At 37.8% G+C, this 18,093-nt stretch carries 21 protein-coding genes; 7 read left to right on the top strand and 14 right to left on the bottom strand.

Annotated features, from left to right (window positions below):
- Positions 1 to 430 precede the first annotated feature (430 nt).
- From HMPREF3116_RS01260 to HMPREF3116_RS01270, 3 genes are read left to right on the top strand one after another with little or no spacing between them, the layout of a single operon-like run.
- Positions 431 to 1,549, top strand: a complete 1,119-nt coding sequence (locus tag HMPREF3116_RS01260) for an ammonium transporter (protein WP_070467097.1) — start codon at positions 431 to 433, stop codon at positions 1,547 to 1,549.
- Complete coding sequence (locus HMPREF3116_RS01265) at positions 1,539 to 2,654, top strand: NAD(P)/FAD-dependent oxidoreductase (protein WP_083272705.1); 1,116 nt, start codon at positions 1,539 to 1,541, stop codon at positions 2,652 to 2,654. The genes HMPREF3116_RS01260 and HMPREF3116_RS01265 overlap by 11 nt, the downstream gene beginning before the upstream one ends.
- Before the next feature lie 19 nt (positions 2,655 to 2,673).
- Positions 2,674 to 2,931: a kinase to dihydroxyacetone kinase gene (locus HMPREF3116_RS01270; protein WP_070467099.1), complete on the top strand. Its 258-nt coding sequence runs from the start codon at positions 2,674 to 2,676 to the stop codon at positions 2,929 to 2,931.
- Between the two features lie 262 nt (positions 2,932 to 3,193).
- Here HMPREF3116_RS01270 and yidD read toward each other — a convergent pair whose 3' ends face one another.
- The 9 genes from yidD to HMPREF3116_RS01315 all read right to left on the bottom strand — a co-directional run bounded on the left by yidD (position 3,194) and on the right by HMPREF3116_RS01315 (position 10,561).
- A complete protein-coding gene (yidD, locus tag HMPREF3116_RS01275; RefSeq protein WP_083272706.1) occupies positions 3,194 to 3,511 on the bottom strand; it encodes a membrane protein insertion efficiency factor YidD in 318 nt (105 codons plus the stop codon).
- A 7-nt stretch (positions 3,512 to 3,518) separates the two neighbouring features.
- Positions 3,519 to 4,091, bottom strand: a complete 573-nt coding sequence (locus HMPREF3116_RS01280; RefSeq protein ID WP_070467100.1) for a DJ-1 family glyoxalase III — start codon at positions 4,089 to 4,091, stop codon at positions 3,519 to 3,521.
- A 135-nt stretch (positions 4,092 to 4,226) separates the two neighbouring features.
- Positions 4,227 to 4,688, bottom strand: a complete 462-nt coding sequence (locus tag HMPREF3116_RS01285) for an Asp23/Gls24 family envelope stress response protein (RefSeq protein ID WP_070467101.1) — start codon at positions 4,686 to 4,688, stop codon at positions 4,227 to 4,229.
- Positions 4,689 to 4,795: 107 nt separating this feature from the next.
- Entirely contained in the window at positions 4,796 to 5,017 is a 222-nt protein-coding gene (locus HMPREF3116_RS01290; RefSeq protein WP_070467102.1) for a DUF2273 domain-containing protein, read from the bottom strand.
- Positions 5,018 to 5,031: 14 nt separating this feature from the next.
- Positions 5,032 to 5,610 carry an alkaline shock response membrane anchor protein AmaP gene (gene amaP / locus HMPREF3116_RS01295; protein WP_070467104.1) on the bottom strand — a complete coding sequence of 193 codons (579 nt, stop codon included), beginning with the start codon at positions 5,608 to 5,610 and terminating at the stop codon, positions 5,032 to 5,034.
- Positions 5,611 to 5,937: 327 nt separating this feature from the next.
- On the bottom strand, positions 5,938 to 7,317 hold the full coding sequence (locus tag HMPREF3116_RS01300; RefSeq protein ID WP_070467106.1) for an L-cystine transporter: 1,380 nt from the start codon (positions 7,315 to 7,317) through the stop codon (positions 5,938 to 5,940).
- Between the two features lie 42 nt (positions 7,318 to 7,359).
- Entirely contained in the window at positions 7,360 to 8,283 is a 924-nt protein-coding gene (locus tag HMPREF3116_RS01305; protein ID WP_070467110.1) for a LysR family transcriptional regulator, read from the bottom strand.
- Between the two features lie 101 nt (positions 8,284 to 8,384).
- Entirely contained in the window at positions 8,385 to 9,482 is a 1,098-nt protein-coding gene (locus tag HMPREF3116_RS01310; RefSeq protein WP_070467140.1) for an aminotransferase class V-fold PLP-dependent enzyme, read from the bottom strand.
- 209 nt (positions 9,483 to 9,691) lie between these two features.
- Positions 9,692 to 10,561, bottom strand: a complete 870-nt coding sequence (locus HMPREF3116_RS01315; RefSeq protein ID WP_070467112.1) for a VOC family protein — start codon at positions 10,559 to 10,561, stop codon at positions 9,692 to 9,694.
- 345 nt (positions 10,562 to 10,906) lie between these two features.
- Here HMPREF3116_RS01315 and HMPREF3116_RS01320 point away from each other — a divergent pair, with 345 nt between their 5' ends.
- Positions 10,907 to 11,650 (top strand): ZIP family metal transporter, encoded by a 744-nt coding sequence (locus HMPREF3116_RS01320; RefSeq protein ID WP_246819009.1) that lies wholly within the window; start codon positions 10,907 to 10,909, stop codon positions 11,648 to 11,650.
- Between the two features lie 102 nt (positions 11,651 to 11,752).
- Here HMPREF3116_RS01320 and HMPREF3116_RS01325 read toward each other — a convergent pair whose 3' ends face one another.
- The 5 genes from HMPREF3116_RS01325 to HMPREF3116_RS01345 form a co-directional block, all read right to left on the bottom strand.
- Positions 11,753 to 12,736: a lactate/malate family dehydrogenase gene (locus HMPREF3116_RS01325; protein WP_070467113.1), complete on the bottom strand. Its 984-nt coding sequence runs from the start codon at positions 12,734 to 12,736 to the stop codon at positions 11,753 to 11,755.
- Positions 12,737 to 12,936: 200 nt separating this feature from the next.
- Positions 12,937 to 13,371 carry a universal stress protein gene (locus HMPREF3116_RS01330; protein WP_070467114.1) on the bottom strand — a complete coding sequence of 145 codons (435 nt, stop codon included), beginning with the start codon at positions 13,369 to 13,371 and terminating at the stop codon, positions 12,937 to 12,939.
- A 31-nt stretch (positions 13,372 to 13,402) separates the two neighbouring features.
- Entirely contained in the window at positions 13,403 to 13,837 is a 435-nt protein-coding gene (locus HMPREF3116_RS01335; protein WP_070467116.1) for a universal stress protein, read from the bottom strand.
- A gap of 242 nt (positions 13,838 to 14,079) precedes the next feature.
- Positions 14,080 to 15,171 carry a M42 family metallopeptidase gene (locus tag HMPREF3116_RS01340; protein WP_070467118.1) on the bottom strand — a complete coding sequence of 364 codons (1,092 nt, stop codon included), beginning with the start codon at positions 15,169 to 15,171 and terminating at the stop codon, positions 14,080 to 14,082.
- Between the two features lie 133 nt (positions 15,172 to 15,304).
- Entirely contained in the window at positions 15,305 to 15,595 is a 291-nt protein-coding gene (locus tag HMPREF3116_RS01345) for a GNAT family N-acetyltransferase (RefSeq protein ID WP_070467120.1), read from the bottom strand.
- 160 nt (positions 15,596 to 15,755) lie between these two features.
- Here HMPREF3116_RS01345 and HMPREF3116_RS01350 point away from each other — a divergent pair, with 160 nt between their 5' ends.
- From HMPREF3116_RS01350 to HMPREF3116_RS01360, 3 genes are all read left to right on the top strand, one after another.
- Positions 15,756 to 16,136: a PH domain-containing protein gene (locus HMPREF3116_RS01350; RefSeq protein ID WP_070467122.1), complete on the top strand. Its 381-nt coding sequence runs from the start codon at positions 15,756 to 15,758 to the stop codon at positions 16,134 to 16,136.
- A 169-nt stretch (positions 16,137 to 16,305) separates the two neighbouring features.
- Positions 16,306 to 16,521: a hypothetical protein gene (locus HMPREF3116_RS01355; RefSeq protein ID WP_070467124.1), complete on the top strand. Its 216-nt coding sequence runs from the start codon at positions 16,306 to 16,308 to the stop codon at positions 16,519 to 16,521.
- Positions 16,522 to 16,796: 275 nt separating this feature from the next.
- Positions 16,797 to 17,990, top strand: a complete 1,194-nt coding sequence (locus tag HMPREF3116_RS01360; RefSeq protein WP_070467126.1) for a coenzyme F420-0:L-glutamate ligase — start codon at positions 16,797 to 16,799, stop codon at positions 17,988 to 17,990.
- Positions 17,991 to 18,093: the final 103 nt, after the last annotated feature.

The raw sequence follows: 18,093 nt of genomic DNA on the forward strand, positions 1-18,093 counted from the left end.
GAAGACTAATGTAGTGGCTGATGCAATCAGCTGCAAATTATTCTGAAGCGGACGCTTAGTTGCTCTGACGAACTCAACTAAACAAGGATAGCCACATACTTGTTTAGAATGTGACTATCCTTATTAACAAGGTGAAATAGCGTATGGCAATTGCCATACGCTATTTTTGTGCTTTTTTCATAAAAAATATATTCAAATAAACATTATTAGACTAGGGTCGTGATGAAAATATCGCGATCCTTTTTCCTGTCTAAAAGTACTCATTCATACCAGCTTTCCACAAGACTTTTTTCTCTTCCCTTATTAAGCATAGGGATTGATGACTATATTTTCATATAAAAAAATATTGACATCATTTTATTTAATGCGTAATATACGCTACATGGGGGTAAATCGTAACGATTACGATTTACAAAAAAGGAGGATAAAAATGTCTAACTATTTATTTATAGACATTTGTGTCATTATTATGTGGCCAATGCTATTTAGCGTACCTATTCTATATGCTAGCAGTAGTGAGGAAAGTAAAGTTTCTGACACTTTAGTCATGACCACAATTGGCCTGACGGTGGCTTTTTTAGCATGGTTTCTATTTGGCTATGTCTTATCTTTTCAGGGAAATGGCTATTTTGATAGTATTTCAAACTATTTCTCTTTAATACAAGCTGGTGATATTGATCTTATACTATCTATCCTTTTACAGGGATGTTTCTTTTTATATGCGGTAGGTATGTTTATCGGTACTTTAATTCATAAAGTAACCTGGCCCTTCTTTATCATCTTTACGCCACTTTGGTTATTATTCGTTTATGTACCACTCACCTTTTTATTATGGAATGATAACGGATTTTTAAATCAAATGGGAGCTATAGATTTCTCAGGAGGTATGGTTGTCCACGTTTCTGCTGGACTCACTAGCTTACTTTTAACGCATTATCCACCTCTAACATCAAAAGATGTGCCAGAACGCTTTAGTGATTATAGTCCCAACTATATGGCCACGATATTGATTTGTTTTGGTTGGTTTGGTTTTAATTTAGGCCCATTAGAAGCACTTGATACAAGTATGGGGTTAATCATCTTGAATACCATGCTCGCTATTTTTAGTAGTGCCCTAGGATTTCTACTGGTTCAAAGGGAAAAAGTGGCCATCGATGATTTATTAACGGGTATGACGGTAGGTTTGGTAACCTCGACGGCACTTGTCGGTTACGTATCGCCGATCACCATGTTAGGTGTAACCCTATTTAGCGGTGTAATTGTATGTCATTTAAGAAATATTAGTCAGATTGACGATCCTGTTGATTCATTTATCCTAAATGCAATCGGTGGCATAGTAGGAACAATAGGATTAGCCCTTTTTGCCGATCCTTCATTTACACCAAATGGTCAAGTTGGTTTTATTTTCGACTGGCACAGTAATGAATTCTTAATTGTGCAAGTAATGGCCCTAGCTGTTACGGTATTAATTACCTATATCGGGACAAAAATAAGTATGTTTATCACAAATCTTTATTTTAATAGAAAGAAGGCAATGAATGATGAATAATGCATTAGTAACCATTTTAGGGGCAGGTGCCGCTGGTATCGGTATGGCAACTACATTAAAAAGGTTAGGAATTGAAGATATACAAGTCATTGATAAAGGCCAGGTTGGTGCTTCTTTTAGAAAGTGGCCATCTAGCACCCATTTTATTTCCCCATCTTTTAATACGAATGGTTTTGGATTTCCAGATTTGAATGCTATCACACCTGATACGTCACCGGGTTATTTCAGCAATAATGAACATCCATCTGGAAAAATGTACGCAGCCTACCTTACAGAAGTCGCACAGCATTTTAATTTGCCTATTTATACAAATGAAGAAATTAAAGAAATTCTCTATACCAAAGATGGCTATCTATTAGCTAGCAACCACGAAGTATATAAGTCTAAATACTTAATTATTGCACTTGGTGATTTTCATTTCCCAAATATCAATGGTATCAAGGGTGGTGAACTGGGTATTCACTATACAGGTCTTGGGGACTATAGCAAACTAACTGATACAGATACATATGCCATAATTGGTGGTAACGAATCTGGTTTTGATGCTGCAATCAATTTAGCTAAAAATAAAAAGAAATCGATTATCTATACAGATAGCACAGGAATTGATTCCACTTCATCAGATCCAAGCTTGGGACTTTCTATTTATACAAGAAATCGGTATGAAGAATTTAAAGACTGGATTCAAATACAGAGAGGTGTAAGGATACAAAACATTATTAAAAGTGAACAAGGTTACCAAATGGTCGATAGCAACAATAATATTTACCATTCTATCGCACAACCCATTCTAGCTACAGGATTTGCCACAATTCAATCACCCTTAATCAAACACCTCTTTGAGGAATCTAATCAAAGACCTGTTCTAAATCATATAGATGAATCAACCATATATCCAAACTTATTTATGGTCGGACCGCAAGTTGAACATGAAGGCGTTATCCTATGCTACATTTACAAATACAGACAACGTTTTGCCGTCATAGCTGATGAAATCGCTGCAAGAGAAAATATTGACCTTGACCAAGACATGTTACAGTACTACATCGATAATCAAATGTACTTAGACGATCTTTCAGATTGCGGTACAGATTGCGGTTGCTAAAAATGAAAGGAGAATCATAATGGATTTAGGTAACTTCCGATACGATACACAATTTTTGATTGAAGGAGAAAACTTATCCAAACAAGCTATCCAAGAAACGATACAAGCGCAATTTCAAGGTGATTGCCTGCTCGTTGTTGGTGATGAAAATCTTATTAAAATACACTTTCATACCAACAAACCTGGAGATTTGCTAACTTATGGAAGTAGTATTGGAGAAATATTTGATATTGTTGTAGAGAATATGTTCAGACAAGCCGCAGGTAAAAAAGGCTAATACAACTACCAATTGACATCATTTCTTATAAAAGAGAGGCTGGGACAAAAATGTCTCAGCCTCTCTTTGCTATATAAGAACGTTTATCATTGGATTCCAAAAGTCAGCATTGTCCGATACTTCCCAAATGTCTCCAATAATATTTCATTATTGTTCGCCTTTTGGTTCAGTACGTCAATGCTAAACGACTTTTGTCTCACCTTCTTTTTATTCACTAACTGTTGCCTATTGCTGCAAAAAGTTTTCTTACCACGTTTTTCTGTTATTCTACTTCATGATGGTGGTGGTCATGTTTCTCCATTTGTGCAATTAAATATGCCCGGTCTTCATCAGACATTTCTTCACGGTTGCGACGTAAAGTGAAATGGTCTGGTACTGGATCTAGCCCTCCTGGCACCATTGGGTTACAACGAATAATACGCGCTGTACCCATAGCTGCCCCCTTAAGTGTGCCATGTTTATTGATTGCTTGTATCATATAAGTGGAACACGATGGGTAGTAACGGCAAGTTGGCGGAAACATTGGGGAAATATACTTTTGGTAACCCCGCACCATTTTTACCAGGGGTTTGTCAGCCATAATACGTTTACCCCTTTTTCCCTTCAACCATTGGTAATAATAAACCATCAGCAATCTCTTGCGCTTTAGCGTCACCTTTTAGTATTCGTATAATGTCCAAGGCAAAATAAACTGCTGTAGCTGGTCCCCGTGAGGTCAATACTTTATAGTTTTCATCGTAGTAGGTGATGTCTTCATGGAAGGTTTTGTAATGTACTTGGTCTTCAAAGCCTGGGTAGCATGTCCCTTCCAAGTCTTTTGTGATGCCTGCTGCTTCAAGCACGATTGGTGAAGCACAAATACTCGAAACATATTTATCGTTCGCTACTTGTTTAGCAATCAAGTCAGTTACTCTTTTATCCTTGGCCAATTTCTCTGCACCTGGGCGTCCACCTGGTGTAATGACCATATCATAGCGGTCTGTATCAATATCATCTAGCAGTTTATCTGCCATAATCTCAATACCATGGTCACCAATTGTTGATAGGGTTTCGTTGATAGATATGATATCTATTGGGATTTCTGCCCGACGTAGATAATCAATAACTGTAATTGCTTCGACTTCTTCGTAACCTTCACCTAGTAAAATCATTGTGTTCATCTTAACCCCTCCAGTTTAATCTGCACGGTTTGCTTTCTCTATCTTACCTAAATTTTATGAATAAGAAAAGGATCGACACTTGGTCGACCCTCCTACACATGGTAATAGATACTAGGTATCCTTGTATGTTAGTAATTATTGTACTCTTGAACCATCTGTATACTCACCATTTTGGTGGGCACGACGGCGTTCTTCTGCACGTTTACGTTCTTCTTCAGTTTGTTGTTGTTGATAATCTGCACGAGTCATCACATCGTTAACATTCATGTTTACTTCAACAACTTTTAAACCAGTCATTTTTTCAACATTTGCTTTGACTTTTTCAATTGTTTTGTCAAAGGCTGCAGGAATATTTTTGCCATATTCAGCAATGACTTCTAAGTCGATAGCTACTTCTTTGCTACCTACTTCAGCATTCACACCTTTTGTTTGATCATCTTCAGAAGAGAAGAAGCTTTTCACACCAGATGTGAAATTTCCTTTTAACTCTAAAATGCCATCAATATCTTGAACTGAGTTATTCGCAATGCGTTCTAACACGCGAGGTTCAAAAGCTAAATTATTTTCGTGTTTTACTTGTTCGTTTGTTTCAACCATAATTTAATTCCTCCTAATATTTAGGTTGGTCACCCAACCAACTTCATAATAACCTATAAGTTAATGATAACGTGGATATTCTTGATTATCAACCGATAACCTTTCATTTACTTCATGAAAAATCGTAACCAAGCACGTAAATCCACTTGTCCATCAAAGTATGCACCTACCACAAAGCCGATTGCTGCGATAATGAAGACCAGTAAAGCAGTCCCAAAACTAAAGACTACCCAAAGCAGTGCAAAAATAAAGGCTGATAATAAGCCGATAATCCGCCCTTTATATTGGCGCCAAATCGCACGTTCTTCTTGTTTGTTTCGTTCTGACATATTATCCCTCCTCCTTATTGCACACGTGGTATCGCTTTTTGTTTCGCTTGTTTTTCAGCAACTACGACACTGCGGTCAATTTGATTGACTTTTACATTGACATCTTCTACGGGAATGCCCAATGAAACAGAGACAGTATCACGAACACGTTCTTGTACCCGACTAGCTAGATCAATCACATTCGCCGCTTCTTCTACCTGAAAGACAACTTTCACTTTGGTATCTTCTGGTCGTTTACCGAAACGTACCTTGGCTTCAGGAAATCTTACCCCTGCTACCCGTTGACTAGCACGAACTGCTGTATCTTCAACAGAGTGCTTGGTAAAACTTAACACACCAGCATCTGTTTTCACTTCTAAGTGGTCACGTTTCGCAGGTGCCACAACAGCTTGCAGAAAAACAACTAATACAACTAAAGCTACAAAGGCTAAACCAGCTATCATAGCCCATTGACCATAAGTATTGCCTAATATAGTATCTTTTACGAAAGGTGTTAGGTATTGAATTGGGTAAAATAGCGCAATGGCAAATAATAAAGTAACCAAGCCGAATAAGGTTAAGATAATTTGTAGAAACCTTCTAAAACCACCCATCAGATCCCTCCTAATTTGTTTATACACTATAGATGATTATCTATAGATTACAATAAAAGTTATGACAATTCAAATAATTCGCACGATAATTCGAATACGAAACAAAAGCTTTTCTATGTCTAATCAAAGAGGTTATATGATATAAAAATGAGGCTGGGACAAAACAAGTCTCAGTCTCTCTTTGCTATATAAGAATGTTTATCATCGAGTTTCAAAAGTCAGCATGTCCGCGATACTTCCCAAAATGCGCCAATAACATGTCGTTATTATTCGGCTTTTGGTACAGTGCGTCCTTCTAAACGACTTTTGTCTCACCTGCTTTTTTAATTAATTCACTTCGATTTGTGCTTCTGGGTTATTGAAAATTTCTTCATTTAGGGTACCTAAACGTTTTGAAGTTACAACACCCGCTAATATAGAATCATTTACATTTAAGGCTGTACGACCCATATCAACGATAGGTTCAATAGATACCATTAATCCAATGATTTCTACTGGTAAACCTAACGTACCAAATACGATTAACGATGCGAATGTTGCACCACCTCCGACACCGGCTACACCAAATGATGAAATAATCACTGTACCAATAATGGTTAACCAAACCATTGGATCAGATAAATCCATACCAACTGTTGGCGCAACGATTGCTACTAGCATTGTTGGGTAGATACCTGCACAACCATTTTGTCCAATAGATAAACCAAAAGTACCCGCGAAGTTAGCTGTTGCATCTTCAACACCTAAGGCTTCCGTTTGGGTTTGGATATTCATTGGTAATGCCCCACCACTTGAACGTGAGGTAAAGGCAAATCCTAATACACTAGAAGCTTTCTTGAAATAGTTGATTGGGTTTACCTTGAACCCTGCTAAAATCACTGCGTGGATTGCAAACATGATAATCATCGCTACATAAGCTGCGATGACGAATGTAGCCATGTTTAACAAGGCTTGGAAGCTTGATGATGCCATAGCTTTAACCATTAAGGCGAAGATACCATAAGGCGCCATTCTTAATACTAATGTCACGATGCGTGAGACAATAGCATCTAACATATCAATCATTTTCTTAAAATAAGAAGCTTCTTCTGGATGCTTTCTAGCGATACCTAGATAAGCCACGCCAACGATAGCTGAGAAGATGACTACTGCGATATTACTTGATTGACGTAATCCCGCTAGGTCTTCAAAGATATTAGTTGGAATAAAGGACAGAATTTGTTGTGGTAAGGTTGTATCAGCAATTTCCGCTTGACGCTCTTGGATATAAGCGATTCTAGCTGTTTCAGCTGCCCCCTGGGTAAATTCTGCACCATCTAAGTTGAATAACAAGGCAGTTGATAAACCGATAAAGGAAGCAATTGCTACCGTAACAATTAGAACAGATAGGACATTGAAACCAATTTTGCCCAAATTCTGTTCCCCTTCAACACGTGTAAAAGCACGGACTAGTGACACAAAAATTAAAGGTACAACCAGCATTTGTAGGAAGGATACGTATCCATTCCCAACGATGTTGACCCAATCTAAAATTGTTGTGGTTGTACTTGAATCGGAACCAAAAAGTAATTGCATAATAATACCAAAAACAATCCCGATGCCTAATCCGATAAAGACACGATTTGAATATTTCACGTGTTTCCCTGCTAAACGGTTTAAGAATAACAATACAAGTACAAAAATAGCTAAAGTAATAATGACTGCCATTTATTGTCTTCCTCCTAAATTTTGATAAAGATATTGTGTTGGTTATTGACCAACAGATCCAATCACGTCGCTTAACTGGTCATTCAAAATGCCAATGAATCGTTCAGCTTCACTAGAAAGTTTACGGTATTTATTTTGAATATAAATAATATGGTTCTCTTCAACATCTGTAATAGGAATTGTGGTCATCATATTGCGAAATGGCGAAGTTAAAATACCTGTACCCACTAGGATAGCATCGGTTTTTACTAAGACATTAATCGAAGTTGCCCGGTCGCTAACGTAAATGGTTGATTGTGTAGAGTCCTCTCCCAAGTCCAACGCCTCCTCAGTTAATTGGGCTGAGGAACCTTGTGTCTGTTCGAAGGTAACAGATGGATAGGCCAGCAACTCTGCTTGGGTTAGGCTTTCTCTACCTGCTAAGGGATGTTGTTTACCAACAAAAACATGGGGTTGAAAGGCCCCAATCTCTGTATAGCTCAACTCATTGTGGTTAAGGTATTGCTTAATGACCTTTTGATTATAAGCATTCATGTATAAAATGCCAATTTCAGAATAAGCATTTTTCACATTTTCCATGACATCAGTTGTTGAGGTTTCTAATAAACGATAATGGTGGGCGCGATCTTCATCATTCGCAACTAATACCGCAAAAGCTTCTGATACAAAGTCATAGTGCTGACTAGATACAGAAAACAGTTTTTTTCGGTCGGCATCTAAATAACGATTCTCCATCACCGACACCTGCGACAAGACATCGCGGGCATAAGATAAGAATTCGCTACCCTCTTCAGTAATGAAAATACCGCGTTTTGTACGTTCGAAGATTTGTAGATCATACATTTCTTCTAACTCACGAATGGCTGTTGATAAAGAAGATTGCGCCATGAACAGCCGTCTCGCTGCCTCACGAAATGATCCGCTATCAGCGACAACAACAGCATATTTTAGTTTTTGAAAGTTCATGGCTTTCCATCCTTCCCTTGTGAACTACTACACTCACAATTCCCTATATTACACTAATCAAATTCGTTTTTCACTATTACTGCTCACAGGCAACAGCTTTTTTAGACGCTAAATGCTTGTTTAATATCGGCCACTAAATCATCACTATTTTCAATCCCAGTTGAGATCCGTAAAACCTTATCAGTTAGACCATACTGTGCTCGTAATTCAGTTGGAATATCCGCATGCGTTTGTGTTTCTGGATAAGTAATTAAACTCTCAACACCACCTAAACTCTCTGCAAAAGTAAAAATCTTTAAGCTATTTAAAGCATCTCGGATAATGCTTGCATCTTTCACTGCGAATGTTACCATACCACCACGTCCAGAATAATAAACCTGCTCAATTGTAGGATGTTCCTGTAACGCTGCCACTATAGCTTTGGCATTTTTTTCATGTTGTTGCAAGCGAACCGCTAACGTTTTTAGCCCACGGATGATCAACCAACAGGCAAAGGGATCTAAAGTTGCCCCAGTTGTATTTAATTGGAAGGCTAATTTTTCATTGATTTCTTGACCTTTACTCGCAACTAAACCACCTAACACATCATTATGGCCCCCAATATATTTGGTTGCTGAATGAAGCACAACGTCCGCACCTTCTTCTAGTGGTCGTTGAATAATAGGCGTGTAGAAAGTATTGTCTACCACCACAATAGCACCTACTGCATGTGCGCGTTTAGAAATTTCTGCAATATCAAATTCCACCATCATAGGATTGGTAGGCGTTTCGATGAAGACTAATTGAGGTCCTTTTTCAATCTCTGTATACACTTCATCCTCTGTTAAACAGTAAGTAAAGTTGTAGAAACCTTTCTCCTCCATATGATGAAAGTAACGATATGAACCCCCATATAAATCTTGTAGCGTAACCACTGTATCTCCATGCGATAATAACCCTTCAATGACTAGCTGAATCGCTGCCATACCTGATGAAGTGGCGAATCCTTGTTCCCCATTCTCCAAAACGGCAATTGCTTCTTGCAAGACGTCACGAGTTGGATTGGCTGTACGCGTATAGTCGTATCCGGTTGATTCCCCTAAACCAGGGTGTTTATATGCCGTTGAAAAATATAGAGGCGTATTAATCGCACCATAAAGTTTGTCACTACGGTTACCAATTTGAGCTAGCAAAGTTTCAATATGTTGTTTCGTCATCATCATTACCGTCCTTCTATTAAAATTCAATTAAATTCCGTCATCGCTTTTCCCAATCATAACATGGTTTCAATGATTAAAATTTATGAATATGTGAACGGTATTGTTCGCTATTAACGAACACACTAATAACAAATATTCGCCATCTTCTCCAGAGAAAAAGAGCCATCAACGATTAAGCTGATAGCCCTTTTCCCAACATCATTATTGACCTATTTAAAATCTACATAAACTGTTACACCATTGGCATCTATCGCTGTCACATGGTTTACATCCTCATCAACTACTCGTCCATTCGCTTTAAGTTTTGCTACTATATTGTTGTACAATTCTTCATTATGGTAAGTTAGTGTGTAAGCTGCTAAACCAGTTTGATCTTCAGCATAAGGTGCCATTGATTCCGCCCCCCAAGCATTCACAGCAATGTGGTGGTGGTAGTCAGAATAAGAAGTGAAATGAACGTTGTTTTTAAAGCCCATTTGTTCTTCTAAGATCATTTCATCAGATAAGAAACCAAAGAACTCTTCTACTTTGTCTGATGACAAGTGTAAGTGCCCAATGATAGTACCTTCTGCAAGTAATGGTTGTGGTTCATCAGAGGAACGACTCGCTAATACCCCTTCTGCGTCCATTGGTTCAGTAACACCAGTTATCCCACCATCTGGACCATGTGTCCATTGGTCAGCAGTACGGTCAGCATAAATTTCAATACCATTATCTTCAGGATCTTGTAGATATAAAGCTTCTGAATATGAGTGATCTGAAGCACCGTATAGTTGTGTTTTATTTAATAGCATGCGGTATAACACATCACCTAAAGCTGCACGAGTAGGTAACAACCAAGCTGTGTGGTATAAACCATTTTTAGGTCCAGTGATTAATTTATAATCTGCTTTCCCATCTAAAATTAATTGTGGTGCATCTTGTCCCTTAAAACCTAATTCAACAATTCCTGCAGTTTCCTCATCTTTTAGTATTTCTAAACCAATAACCTCATTATAGTAGCGTTTCATTTTATTCAAATCTTTTACTCGGTAAGTTACCGTTGAAATGGTAACATCTTTAAAAAATTGTTTTTCCATTGTTATTTTCCACCTTTTTAGTTATTCATATACGGATTGAATATTTTTTCACTTTTTCACAACTTACTTTAACTTTTTATATACTTACTAAAAGTAAGTCTAAAAATAGTATACTTTATCTTTTAACAAAGGTAAACACCTTTACTTCATTCTACAACTATTTTTATTTTTTTTGGTTATCCAAATAAAAAACCGAAAACTTTGCTAATCACAATGAAAAGCGATACCAAATGATTTATAATGAAATGGAATGATTGGAGAAATGGAGGAATAGATATGTTTGAATGGTTTGCAAGTGCTAACCCTGTATTACAAGCAACACTAGCTGGTGTCTTCACTTAGTTAATGACAACTTTAGGGTCAGCTTTAGTATTTTTCTTTAATGAAATTAACCGCCGTGTATTAGACATTATGAACGGTTTTGCTGCAGGGGTGATGATTGCAGCAAGCTTTTGGTCCTTGTTAGCACCATCCATTAGCTTTGCCGAGGAAGCTGGTTGGGGACGACTTGCCTTTATACCCGCATTAATTGGTTTTATTGTTGGTGGCTTATTCTTACGCCTAATCGATTACATCACCCCACATTTACATATGGGAAAGAATAAGATGGACGCTGAAGGGCCTAAAACTAAATTACCTGCAACCACTTTGCTCTTTTTAGCAGTGACAATCCACAACTTTCCCGAAGGTTTATCTGTTGGGGTAGCGTACGGTGCAAATGAATTTAATGCAGCTAGTCTCGCCTCTGCTTTAGTCTTAACAATGGGGATTGATCTACAAAACTTCCCTGAAGGTGCAGCTTTGTCAATGCCTATCCGCGCTGAAGGCGCTAGCAAATGGCGTGCTTTCCAATTAGGTCAAGCATCTGCCTTAGTTGAAATCGTTGGTGCAGCTTTGGGTGCCTTACTAGTATCCCAAGTGACTATAATCTTACCGTATGCCCTAGCTTTTGCAGCTGGCGCTATGATATTCGTTTGTGTGGAGCAACTCATCCCTGAATCACAATCACACGGTAATTCAGACATCGCCACAATCTCCTTACTGGTTGGTTTTGGTGTCATGATGACACTAGATGTCGCTTTAGGTTAGAAAAACTAACCATTATAAAAGTCATCACCCCCTTTACTGATCAGTGAAGGGGGTGATGACTTTTCCTTTATCTTCATTACTCAATGATTACTTTATATATGCTTAAAATTTTACATCAGCATCCTGCATCGCTTTTTGAATATAAGCTACAGACTCTTGCAATTTCTTTTCTTCCCACGCATTTAAACTAACTGGTAGTCGCTTTTCAACACCATTTATACCAATAATACATGGCATAGAAAAAGCGACATTACCGTTATAACCATATTCTCCACGTAAAGTAGTACATGCGGGATAGACACTACGTTCGTCAAGAACAACAGCCTTAGCCATGGTCACAGCTGCTTGCGCAACTCCTGCATTCGTCCAACCTTTACCATTAAATACTTCATAAGCTGCAGAAATCACATTTTTCATAATATCTTCAGGGCTTGATAGGTCAACTGCTGAATCACGATCAAAATATTGGTCTAATTCACCGTAAGGTACCCCTTGAATATTCAACTTACTTAATACTGGAAAGGCTGTTGCACCGTGTTCACCCATCATATAACCCACAACCGATTTAGGGTCGACATCATAAGCATTGGCGAACACATTGCGTAAGCGAGCTGAGTCAAGCATAGTTCCCGTACCAAAAATCTTACCTTCAGGATAGTCAAACTCATTTTCTGCAATGTATAAAATTGTATCTAACGGGTTAGTAATCACAATGATAATCGCTTCTCTAGTATGTTCAACGATATTGCCCATTATATCACGAATCGTTTTTGATGTGATTTTAGCTAAAGTTGCACGGTCAGGCTCTGCGGTTGGATCATCGGGATCTGGTTTCATGGAATTTCCAGCTGCAATTATAATGACATCCGCATCATCCGTTTGCTCATACCCACCATGCGTTACTTTAATATTGTTCATGTAAGTGAGCGCACGTGCTTGTTCTTGGTCAACTGCTTCACCACGTGCAATATTCTCATCGATATCAATCACACCAATTTCACCAAAAATACCGGCTTTCATGGCATCTGCCAGCACGTATGAGCCTACATGGCCAACGCCTACAACTACTAATTTATTCGTTTTCATAAGATCCCTCCATTATTTCTCTTTCAATTACATTCATTATAACCTACTTTGACGAATATTTAAGGGAAATGTGAGGAAATGATGAGAAAATAAGGTGAATAAAAAAGAAGCTGAGAAAAATCATCACTCCCAGCTCCTCATATTAGTTGTCTCATTTTTTATCCTCAATCGCTCAGGTAAAGCGATTGAATTCAAAACCTTTATTTAATCACTAATACATGTGATTGCATATTACGTACTACATATTCAGACACGGACCCCATCATGGCACGTTCAATTGCACCCTTACCAGTTGCACCAACAACTACTAAGTCTGCCTTGATTTTTTCTGCGAATTCTACGATACCATATCTTGCATCTCCCTTAATAATTTCAAGAGACACATGCTCAAGACCAGCTTCCTTCGCTTCAGCTTCATATGATTCTAAGACACTTAAAGCATCTTCCCGTAAGTCATTATATAATCGCGTAGAGGCATCTGGATTTCCGAGACGAACAAAGTCATCTAAAACATTCAACAATACCAATTCAGAATTGTTACGTTTAGCAATAGATAATGCCTCTCTAAAAGCCCGGTATGAAGCATCTGAACCATCAACTGGAATTAAAATCTTGTTATATGCTGTTACTGACATGATAAGTCCTCCTCATAAATGATTCAATATATCATTTCACAACTAGTACTGGAGTTTTAGATAGTCGCACTGTATTTTCAGCTACAGACCCAACTAAAGCCCTTGTGACAGCACCTTTACCAGTTGCACCAATGACAACTAATTGGTAATCACCTTCATTCGCAATTTTAGCTACTTCTCGTCTAGGATTACCAAAAGAAGTGAAAGTATGAATATCATTAAAGTTACGAGCTTTTCCGTAATCTTCATATTTTTTTAAGGTTTCTAGGGTACGTTTCTTCATCTCGTTGATATCTGTTTCTGATACCCTCAAGTCACTAAATACATAGTCATCGGGAATTACTGATAGAACATCTATAGTAGCATTTGATCGCATGGCAATCTCAACTGCATCTCTAAAGGCTGCTTTACTATTTTCCGAGTCGTCCACTGGCACCAGTATACGTTGAATGTTATCAAGAATCATCTTTGCTACCTCCTTTACTTTCTTTTCACTTAAAGTATAACACGAAAATGGAATCGCTTTCAAAAATAAACCCTTTACGAAAATAAAAAAACAATTATTGAAAAATATTTTTGTGAAAAAATGCTATTAACAAGGATAAAAGATAGTGTCGTAGTGAACTCAACAAAAATAAGTCAGCCTCTAAAATTTAGCGAAAGCTGACTTTTCTTGTTGCATCATATCTTTTTAAATTAGATTAAACACTACAAACTTCTTAATTGAGTGAATGCCAAATCCTCTTCAGTTAAGCCTTTTAAGAAAGCTACTGTCACATCTACAGTATCTTGGAAATCTTGATAAGCTGCAATTAAGTAATGGGTGTGGGCATAACGTGTCGGCATTCCTAACGTAATCACAGATACACCATTATTGGCTGTGTGAATGGCACCTGCGTTAGTACCTCCGCCATCGCGCACTGTTTGTTGAATTTGAATACCAGCTTTTTCGCTAGCTTCAACAAATAAACCGTTTAGATGGTCTGAAGCAATGTAGGTCGAATCACGATAACGCAATTGTGGCCCTTGCTTAACGCGCCCTTGACCAACTGTTGCCGATTTTGCGTAATCATCAGAAGGTGTCCCTTCAAACACAATAGCTACTTGTGGGTTAACACGATTGGTGGTAACTTTAGCACCACGTAAACCAACTTCTTCCTGTGTTGCAAACGCACCAACAAGGTTAAATGGTAATTCTTTCACACCATCTACGCCCAATTCGTTAAAGACAGCAAGCGTTGCTGCTACGCCTAAACGGTTGTCAAAAGCTTTTCCAATCATCATACCGTTTTTTTCATTTACTTGGAATTTAGTTGCTGGTACAACGGGTTGGCCAACAGTAATACCAAAATCATTGATGACTTCTTCTCTTGAAGTAGCCCCTACGTCTAATTTTAAATCAGTTAGTGCGACTGGCTTAGCCTTTTCTTCTGCCGTCATAAAGTGTATAGGTTTACTAGTTGCAACAGCTGGTACATACGTTTGATTATCATTGGTTCTTACCATAAATAGTTGAGATTGCGCTGAAGCCGCTGTCCATCCACCCAAAGCTTGCATCAGCAACAAGCCGTTTTCATCAATGGCTTGGACCATAAAACCAACTTCATCCATATGTGAATCTAGCATAATTGTTGGTTTGTTAGGATCGATATCTGTAAAATTCATATACAAGTTTTTCATCGCATCAGCCTGTAAGCTAAATGCCCCCTTGTTGGCTTTTACAACATCAATTACTTGGTCTTCATAACCCGGCGCACCATAAGCATTGGATACATCCTCTAATAATTTAATATATTTCATATTACACCTCTTAGACTTTCTAATATATTTATTTTACCGATGTTTAGGGGAAAATGAAAGCGACTACCCTTCAACATAAAAACCACCCCTATCCTTGCTAGCCAGCAAAGACAGAGGTGGTCCTTTTCAAAAATTATTTATCTGCATTAATATGGTCATATTTCTCCGGATTGTCCTTAAATTTCTTCACGACATATGGACACAATGCTTTAATTTTACGGCCTTTACTTTCAGCATCAGCCACTAAGTGGTCTACTAGATGTTCAGCAACACCTTGCCCACGTAAACTTGGGTCCGTCCATGTATGTGTTGCGACGATGACATCGTTTGCTTTTGGTTCATATTCAATTTCAGCAATACGCTTGTCGCCCGCTTCGTTAAAAATCGCAAATCCATTGGTTACTTCTTGAATTTCGTATCCCATCATTTACCTCCTCAACATGTGTGACACTTCTATTAATTTCATTATAGCAAAATATATTCACAAAACCTTAATATTTGGCTTAGTTGACCTTATTTTCCTTTACTCGGTATAATGAAGTAAGCTTAAATGATAGGATACAATTTTAAAAGGGAGTGACAATATGGGCTTATTTTCAGGTTTATTCGGTAATGCATCTGAAGCAGATAAGGAACGGGTTTCCGACTCATTAGAAAAGGTATTAATTCCTGGTGAATCAATTGAATTATCTTACAATATCTTGCGTGATTTAGTCGTATTTACTTCATATCGACTGATTTTAATGGATAAACAAGGGATTACCGGCAAAAAACGTGATTTTATGAGTGTACCTTACAAATCAATTTCTCGCTTTTCAGTAGAAACGGTAGGGAATTTTGACATAGATTCTGAAGTGAATATTTACTTATCTGGCAATGAACAACCTACAATCGCGCTACAATTTAAAGGTGGCGATGTCGTTTACGATGTTCAACGCGCCCTTGCTGCAGCAGTTTTATTATAGTAAAAACTAAACACCAGCGACTCAACAAACGATGCTGCCTAACGGTTTGGCTTTTAGGCTTGTTGATGACCTGGTGTATATTTATTGGTCTCTTATTTAGATGTTTAGCTATTAACGGCTAGCACCGAGATACCTTTGGACCACCTCCTTAAGGTGGGAGAGTTTTTAAATGCATCATCCGATTAACAAACGCATGACTTATACTGTGTTGGTTGATAGAGATCATACATTTTCTCATTTTATCTTTCCTCCTAAAGGTGTGAAAATCCACAAAAAAAGCGTCAGACATCAAGGTCAAACGCTAGGATTTCTAATCGATATTATCAATGTAAGAACTGCAGCCTCAAAGACACAAGGGTATACAGCATCAGTAACCAATAACTGATCCAATAGCGTATGCCACGTGTTCAACAAAAGATTCGTCATATGATACCTCACAAATTTAGCGAATAGTCTGAATTCAATTGATTACTTGCTACTACAATTTTTACACTTTAATCATAGCATGACCAAATTTTCTTTGTCTAATATTTATACTTTAAAAATCATGAGAAAAATGTTCGGTTTTTACCCTCACTTCATTGGCAAAGGGATTTTATTGATATATAATAAAATAGTATGCTATAGAGGCAGAAGAGAATTTTGAAGGGACGATTATGTATGTCTAGAGCTGTAGGTACTGTTGTAAGAGGGTTACGCGCTCCCATTATTAAAGAGAACGATGACCTAGCAGGCATTGTAGTAGATACTGTTTTAAATGCTGCCAAAGAAGAAGGTTATGAAGTTCGAGACCATGATATTGTAACAGTAACAGAGTCTATCTTAGCTCGTGCACAAGGAAACTTTGCTGAGTTGGATGCTGTTGTAAAAGATATCAAAAGTCAAACAAAAAGTGAAACGATTGGTATTGTAAATCCAATCTTAAGTCGTAACCGTTTCTACGCAATCTTAAAAGGTATCGCTATGTCAGCGAAGAAAGTCGTAATTCAATTGAGCTACCCTTCTGATGAAGTGGGTAACCGTTTAATTACACGCGACGAATTAGAAGAATCTGGTTTAAATCCATATACAGATGTTTTAACTGAAGCTGAATTCCGCAACCACTTTCCTAACTTAGCACATGAATTCACCGGCGAAGACTACGTTGCATTATACAAAAAGTGTGTTGAAGAAACTGGTGCAGAATGTGAAATCATTTTTGCTAACCACCCACAAACTATTTTAAATTTCGTGGATACAGTAGTTGTTGCCGATATCCATAACCGTAAATATACACGTCGTACACTAGAGAAAAATGGTGCTAAAGAAATTATTGGCTTAGATCAAATTTTGAACCATTCAATTGATGGTTCTGGTTTCAACGAAGACTTTGGTTTATTAGGTGCTAACCTTTCCGGTAACAACAGTTTGAAATTATTCCCGCGTAACGCACAAGCTTTCGTCGAAGATGTGCAAAAACGTTTATTAGATGCGACTGATAAGGTTGTTGAAGTGATGGTTTATGGTGACGGTGCTTTCCAAGATCCCGTTGGCCACATTTGGGAATTAGCTGACCCTGTTGTATCACCTGGTTTCACTAAAGGTTTATCTGGTACTCCTGACGAAATTAAGATCAAGTATGTTGCAGATAACCAATTTAGCGACCTATCTGGAGAAGAATTAACAGAAGCAATGCGTTCTTATATTAAAAATCATGACCAGATTGATGAAGCTGGCCACAATACCTCATTAGGAACAACCCCTCGTAACATTACTGACTTAGTAGGGTCATTATCAGATTTAACTTCTGGTTCTGGAGATAAGGGTACCCCATTTGTCTACATCCAAGGTTACTTTGATAAATACTCTGATTAATTTATAGAAATATAAAGTCCAAATGGTATTGAACTTTTGGGACATGACACGTGTCATGTCCTTTTTGTATGCAATCGAGTAGGAGGAATCTTTCGATTCCGAC

This window comes from Aerococcus sp. HMSC10H05 (assembly GCF_001806975.1).
GTDB lineage: Bacteria > Bacillota > Bacilli > Lactobacillales > Aerococcaceae > Aerococcus > Aerococcus viridans_B.

Bases quoted from the DNA above. Each gene is read 5' to 3' on its own strand.
- HMPREF3116_RS01260 (WP_070467097.1), top strand. From the start codon at position 431: ATGTCTAACTATTTATTTATAGACATTTGTGTCATTATTATGTGGCCA.
- HMPREF3116_RS01265 (WP_083272705.1), top strand. From the start codon at position 1,539: ATGATGAATAATGCATTAGTAACCATTTTAGGGGCAGGTGCCGCTGGT.
- HMPREF3116_RS01270 (WP_070467099.1), top strand. From the start codon at position 2,674: ATGGATTTAGGTAACTTCCGATACGATACACAATTTTTGATTGAAGGA.
- yidD (WP_083272706.1), bottom strand. From the start codon at position 3,511: ATGGCTGACAAACCCCTGGTAAAAATGGTGCGGGGTTACCAAAAGTAT.
- HMPREF3116_RS01280 (WP_070467100.1), bottom strand. From the start codon at position 4,091: ATGAACACAATGATTTTACTAGGTGAAGGTTACGAAGAAGTCGAAGCA.
- HMPREF3116_RS01285 (WP_070467101.1), bottom strand. From the start codon at position 4,688: ATGGTTGAAACAAACGAACAAGTAAAACACGAAAATAATTTAGCTTTT.
- HMPREF3116_RS01290 (WP_070467102.1), bottom strand. From the start codon at position 5,017: ATGTCAGAACGAAACAAACAAGAAGAACGTGCGATTTGGCGCCAATAT.
- amaP (WP_070467104.1), bottom strand. From the start codon at position 5,610: ATGGGTGGTTTTAGAAGGTTTCTACAAATTATCTTAACCTTATTCGGC.
- HMPREF3116_RS01300 (WP_070467106.1), bottom strand. From the start codon at position 7,317: ATGGCAGTCATTATTACTTTAGCTATTTTTGTACTTGTATTGTTATTC.
- HMPREF3116_RS01305 (WP_070467110.1), bottom strand. From the start codon at position 8,283: ATGAACTTTCAAAAACTAAAATATGCTGTTGTTGTCGCTGATAGCGGA.
- HMPREF3116_RS01310 (WP_070467140.1), bottom strand. From the start codon at position 9,482: ATGATGACGAAACAACATATTGAAACTTTGCTAGCTCAAATTGGTAAC.
- HMPREF3116_RS01315 (WP_070467112.1), bottom strand. From the start codon at position 10,561: ATGGAAAAACAATTTTTTAAAGATGTTACCATTTCAACGGTAACTTAC.
- HMPREF3116_RS01320 (WP_246819009.1), top strand. From the start codon at position 10,907: ATGACAACTTTAGGGTCAGCTTTAGTATTTTTCTTTAATGAAATTAAC.
- HMPREF3116_RS01325 (WP_070467113.1), bottom strand. From the start codon at position 12,736: ATGAAAACGAATAAATTAGTAGTTGTAGGCGTTGGCCATGTAGGCTCA.
- HMPREF3116_RS01330 (WP_070467114.1), bottom strand. From the start codon at position 13,371: ATGTCAGTAACAGCATATAACAAGATTTTAATTCCAGTTGATGGTTCA.
- HMPREF3116_RS01335 (WP_070467116.1), bottom strand. From the start codon at position 13,837: ATGATTCTTGATAACATTCAACGTATACTGGTGCCAGTGGACGACTCG.
- HMPREF3116_RS01340 (WP_070467118.1), bottom strand. From the start codon at position 15,171: ATGAAATATATTAAATTATTAGAGGATGTATCCAATGCTTATGGTGCG.
- HMPREF3116_RS01345 (WP_070467120.1), bottom strand. From the start codon at position 15,595: ATGGGATACGAAATTCAAGAAGTAACCAATGGATTTGCGATTTTTAAC.
- HMPREF3116_RS01350 (WP_070467122.1), top strand. From the start codon at position 15,756: ATGGGCTTATTTTCAGGTTTATTCGGTAATGCATCTGAAGCAGATAAG.
- HMPREF3116_RS01355 (WP_070467124.1), top strand. From the start codon at position 16,306: ATGCATCATCCGATTAACAAACGCATGACTTATACTGTGTTGGTTGAT.
- HMPREF3116_RS01360 (WP_070467126.1), top strand. From the start codon at position 16,797: ATGTCTAGAGCTGTAGGTACTGTTGTAAGAGGGTTACGCGCTCCCATT.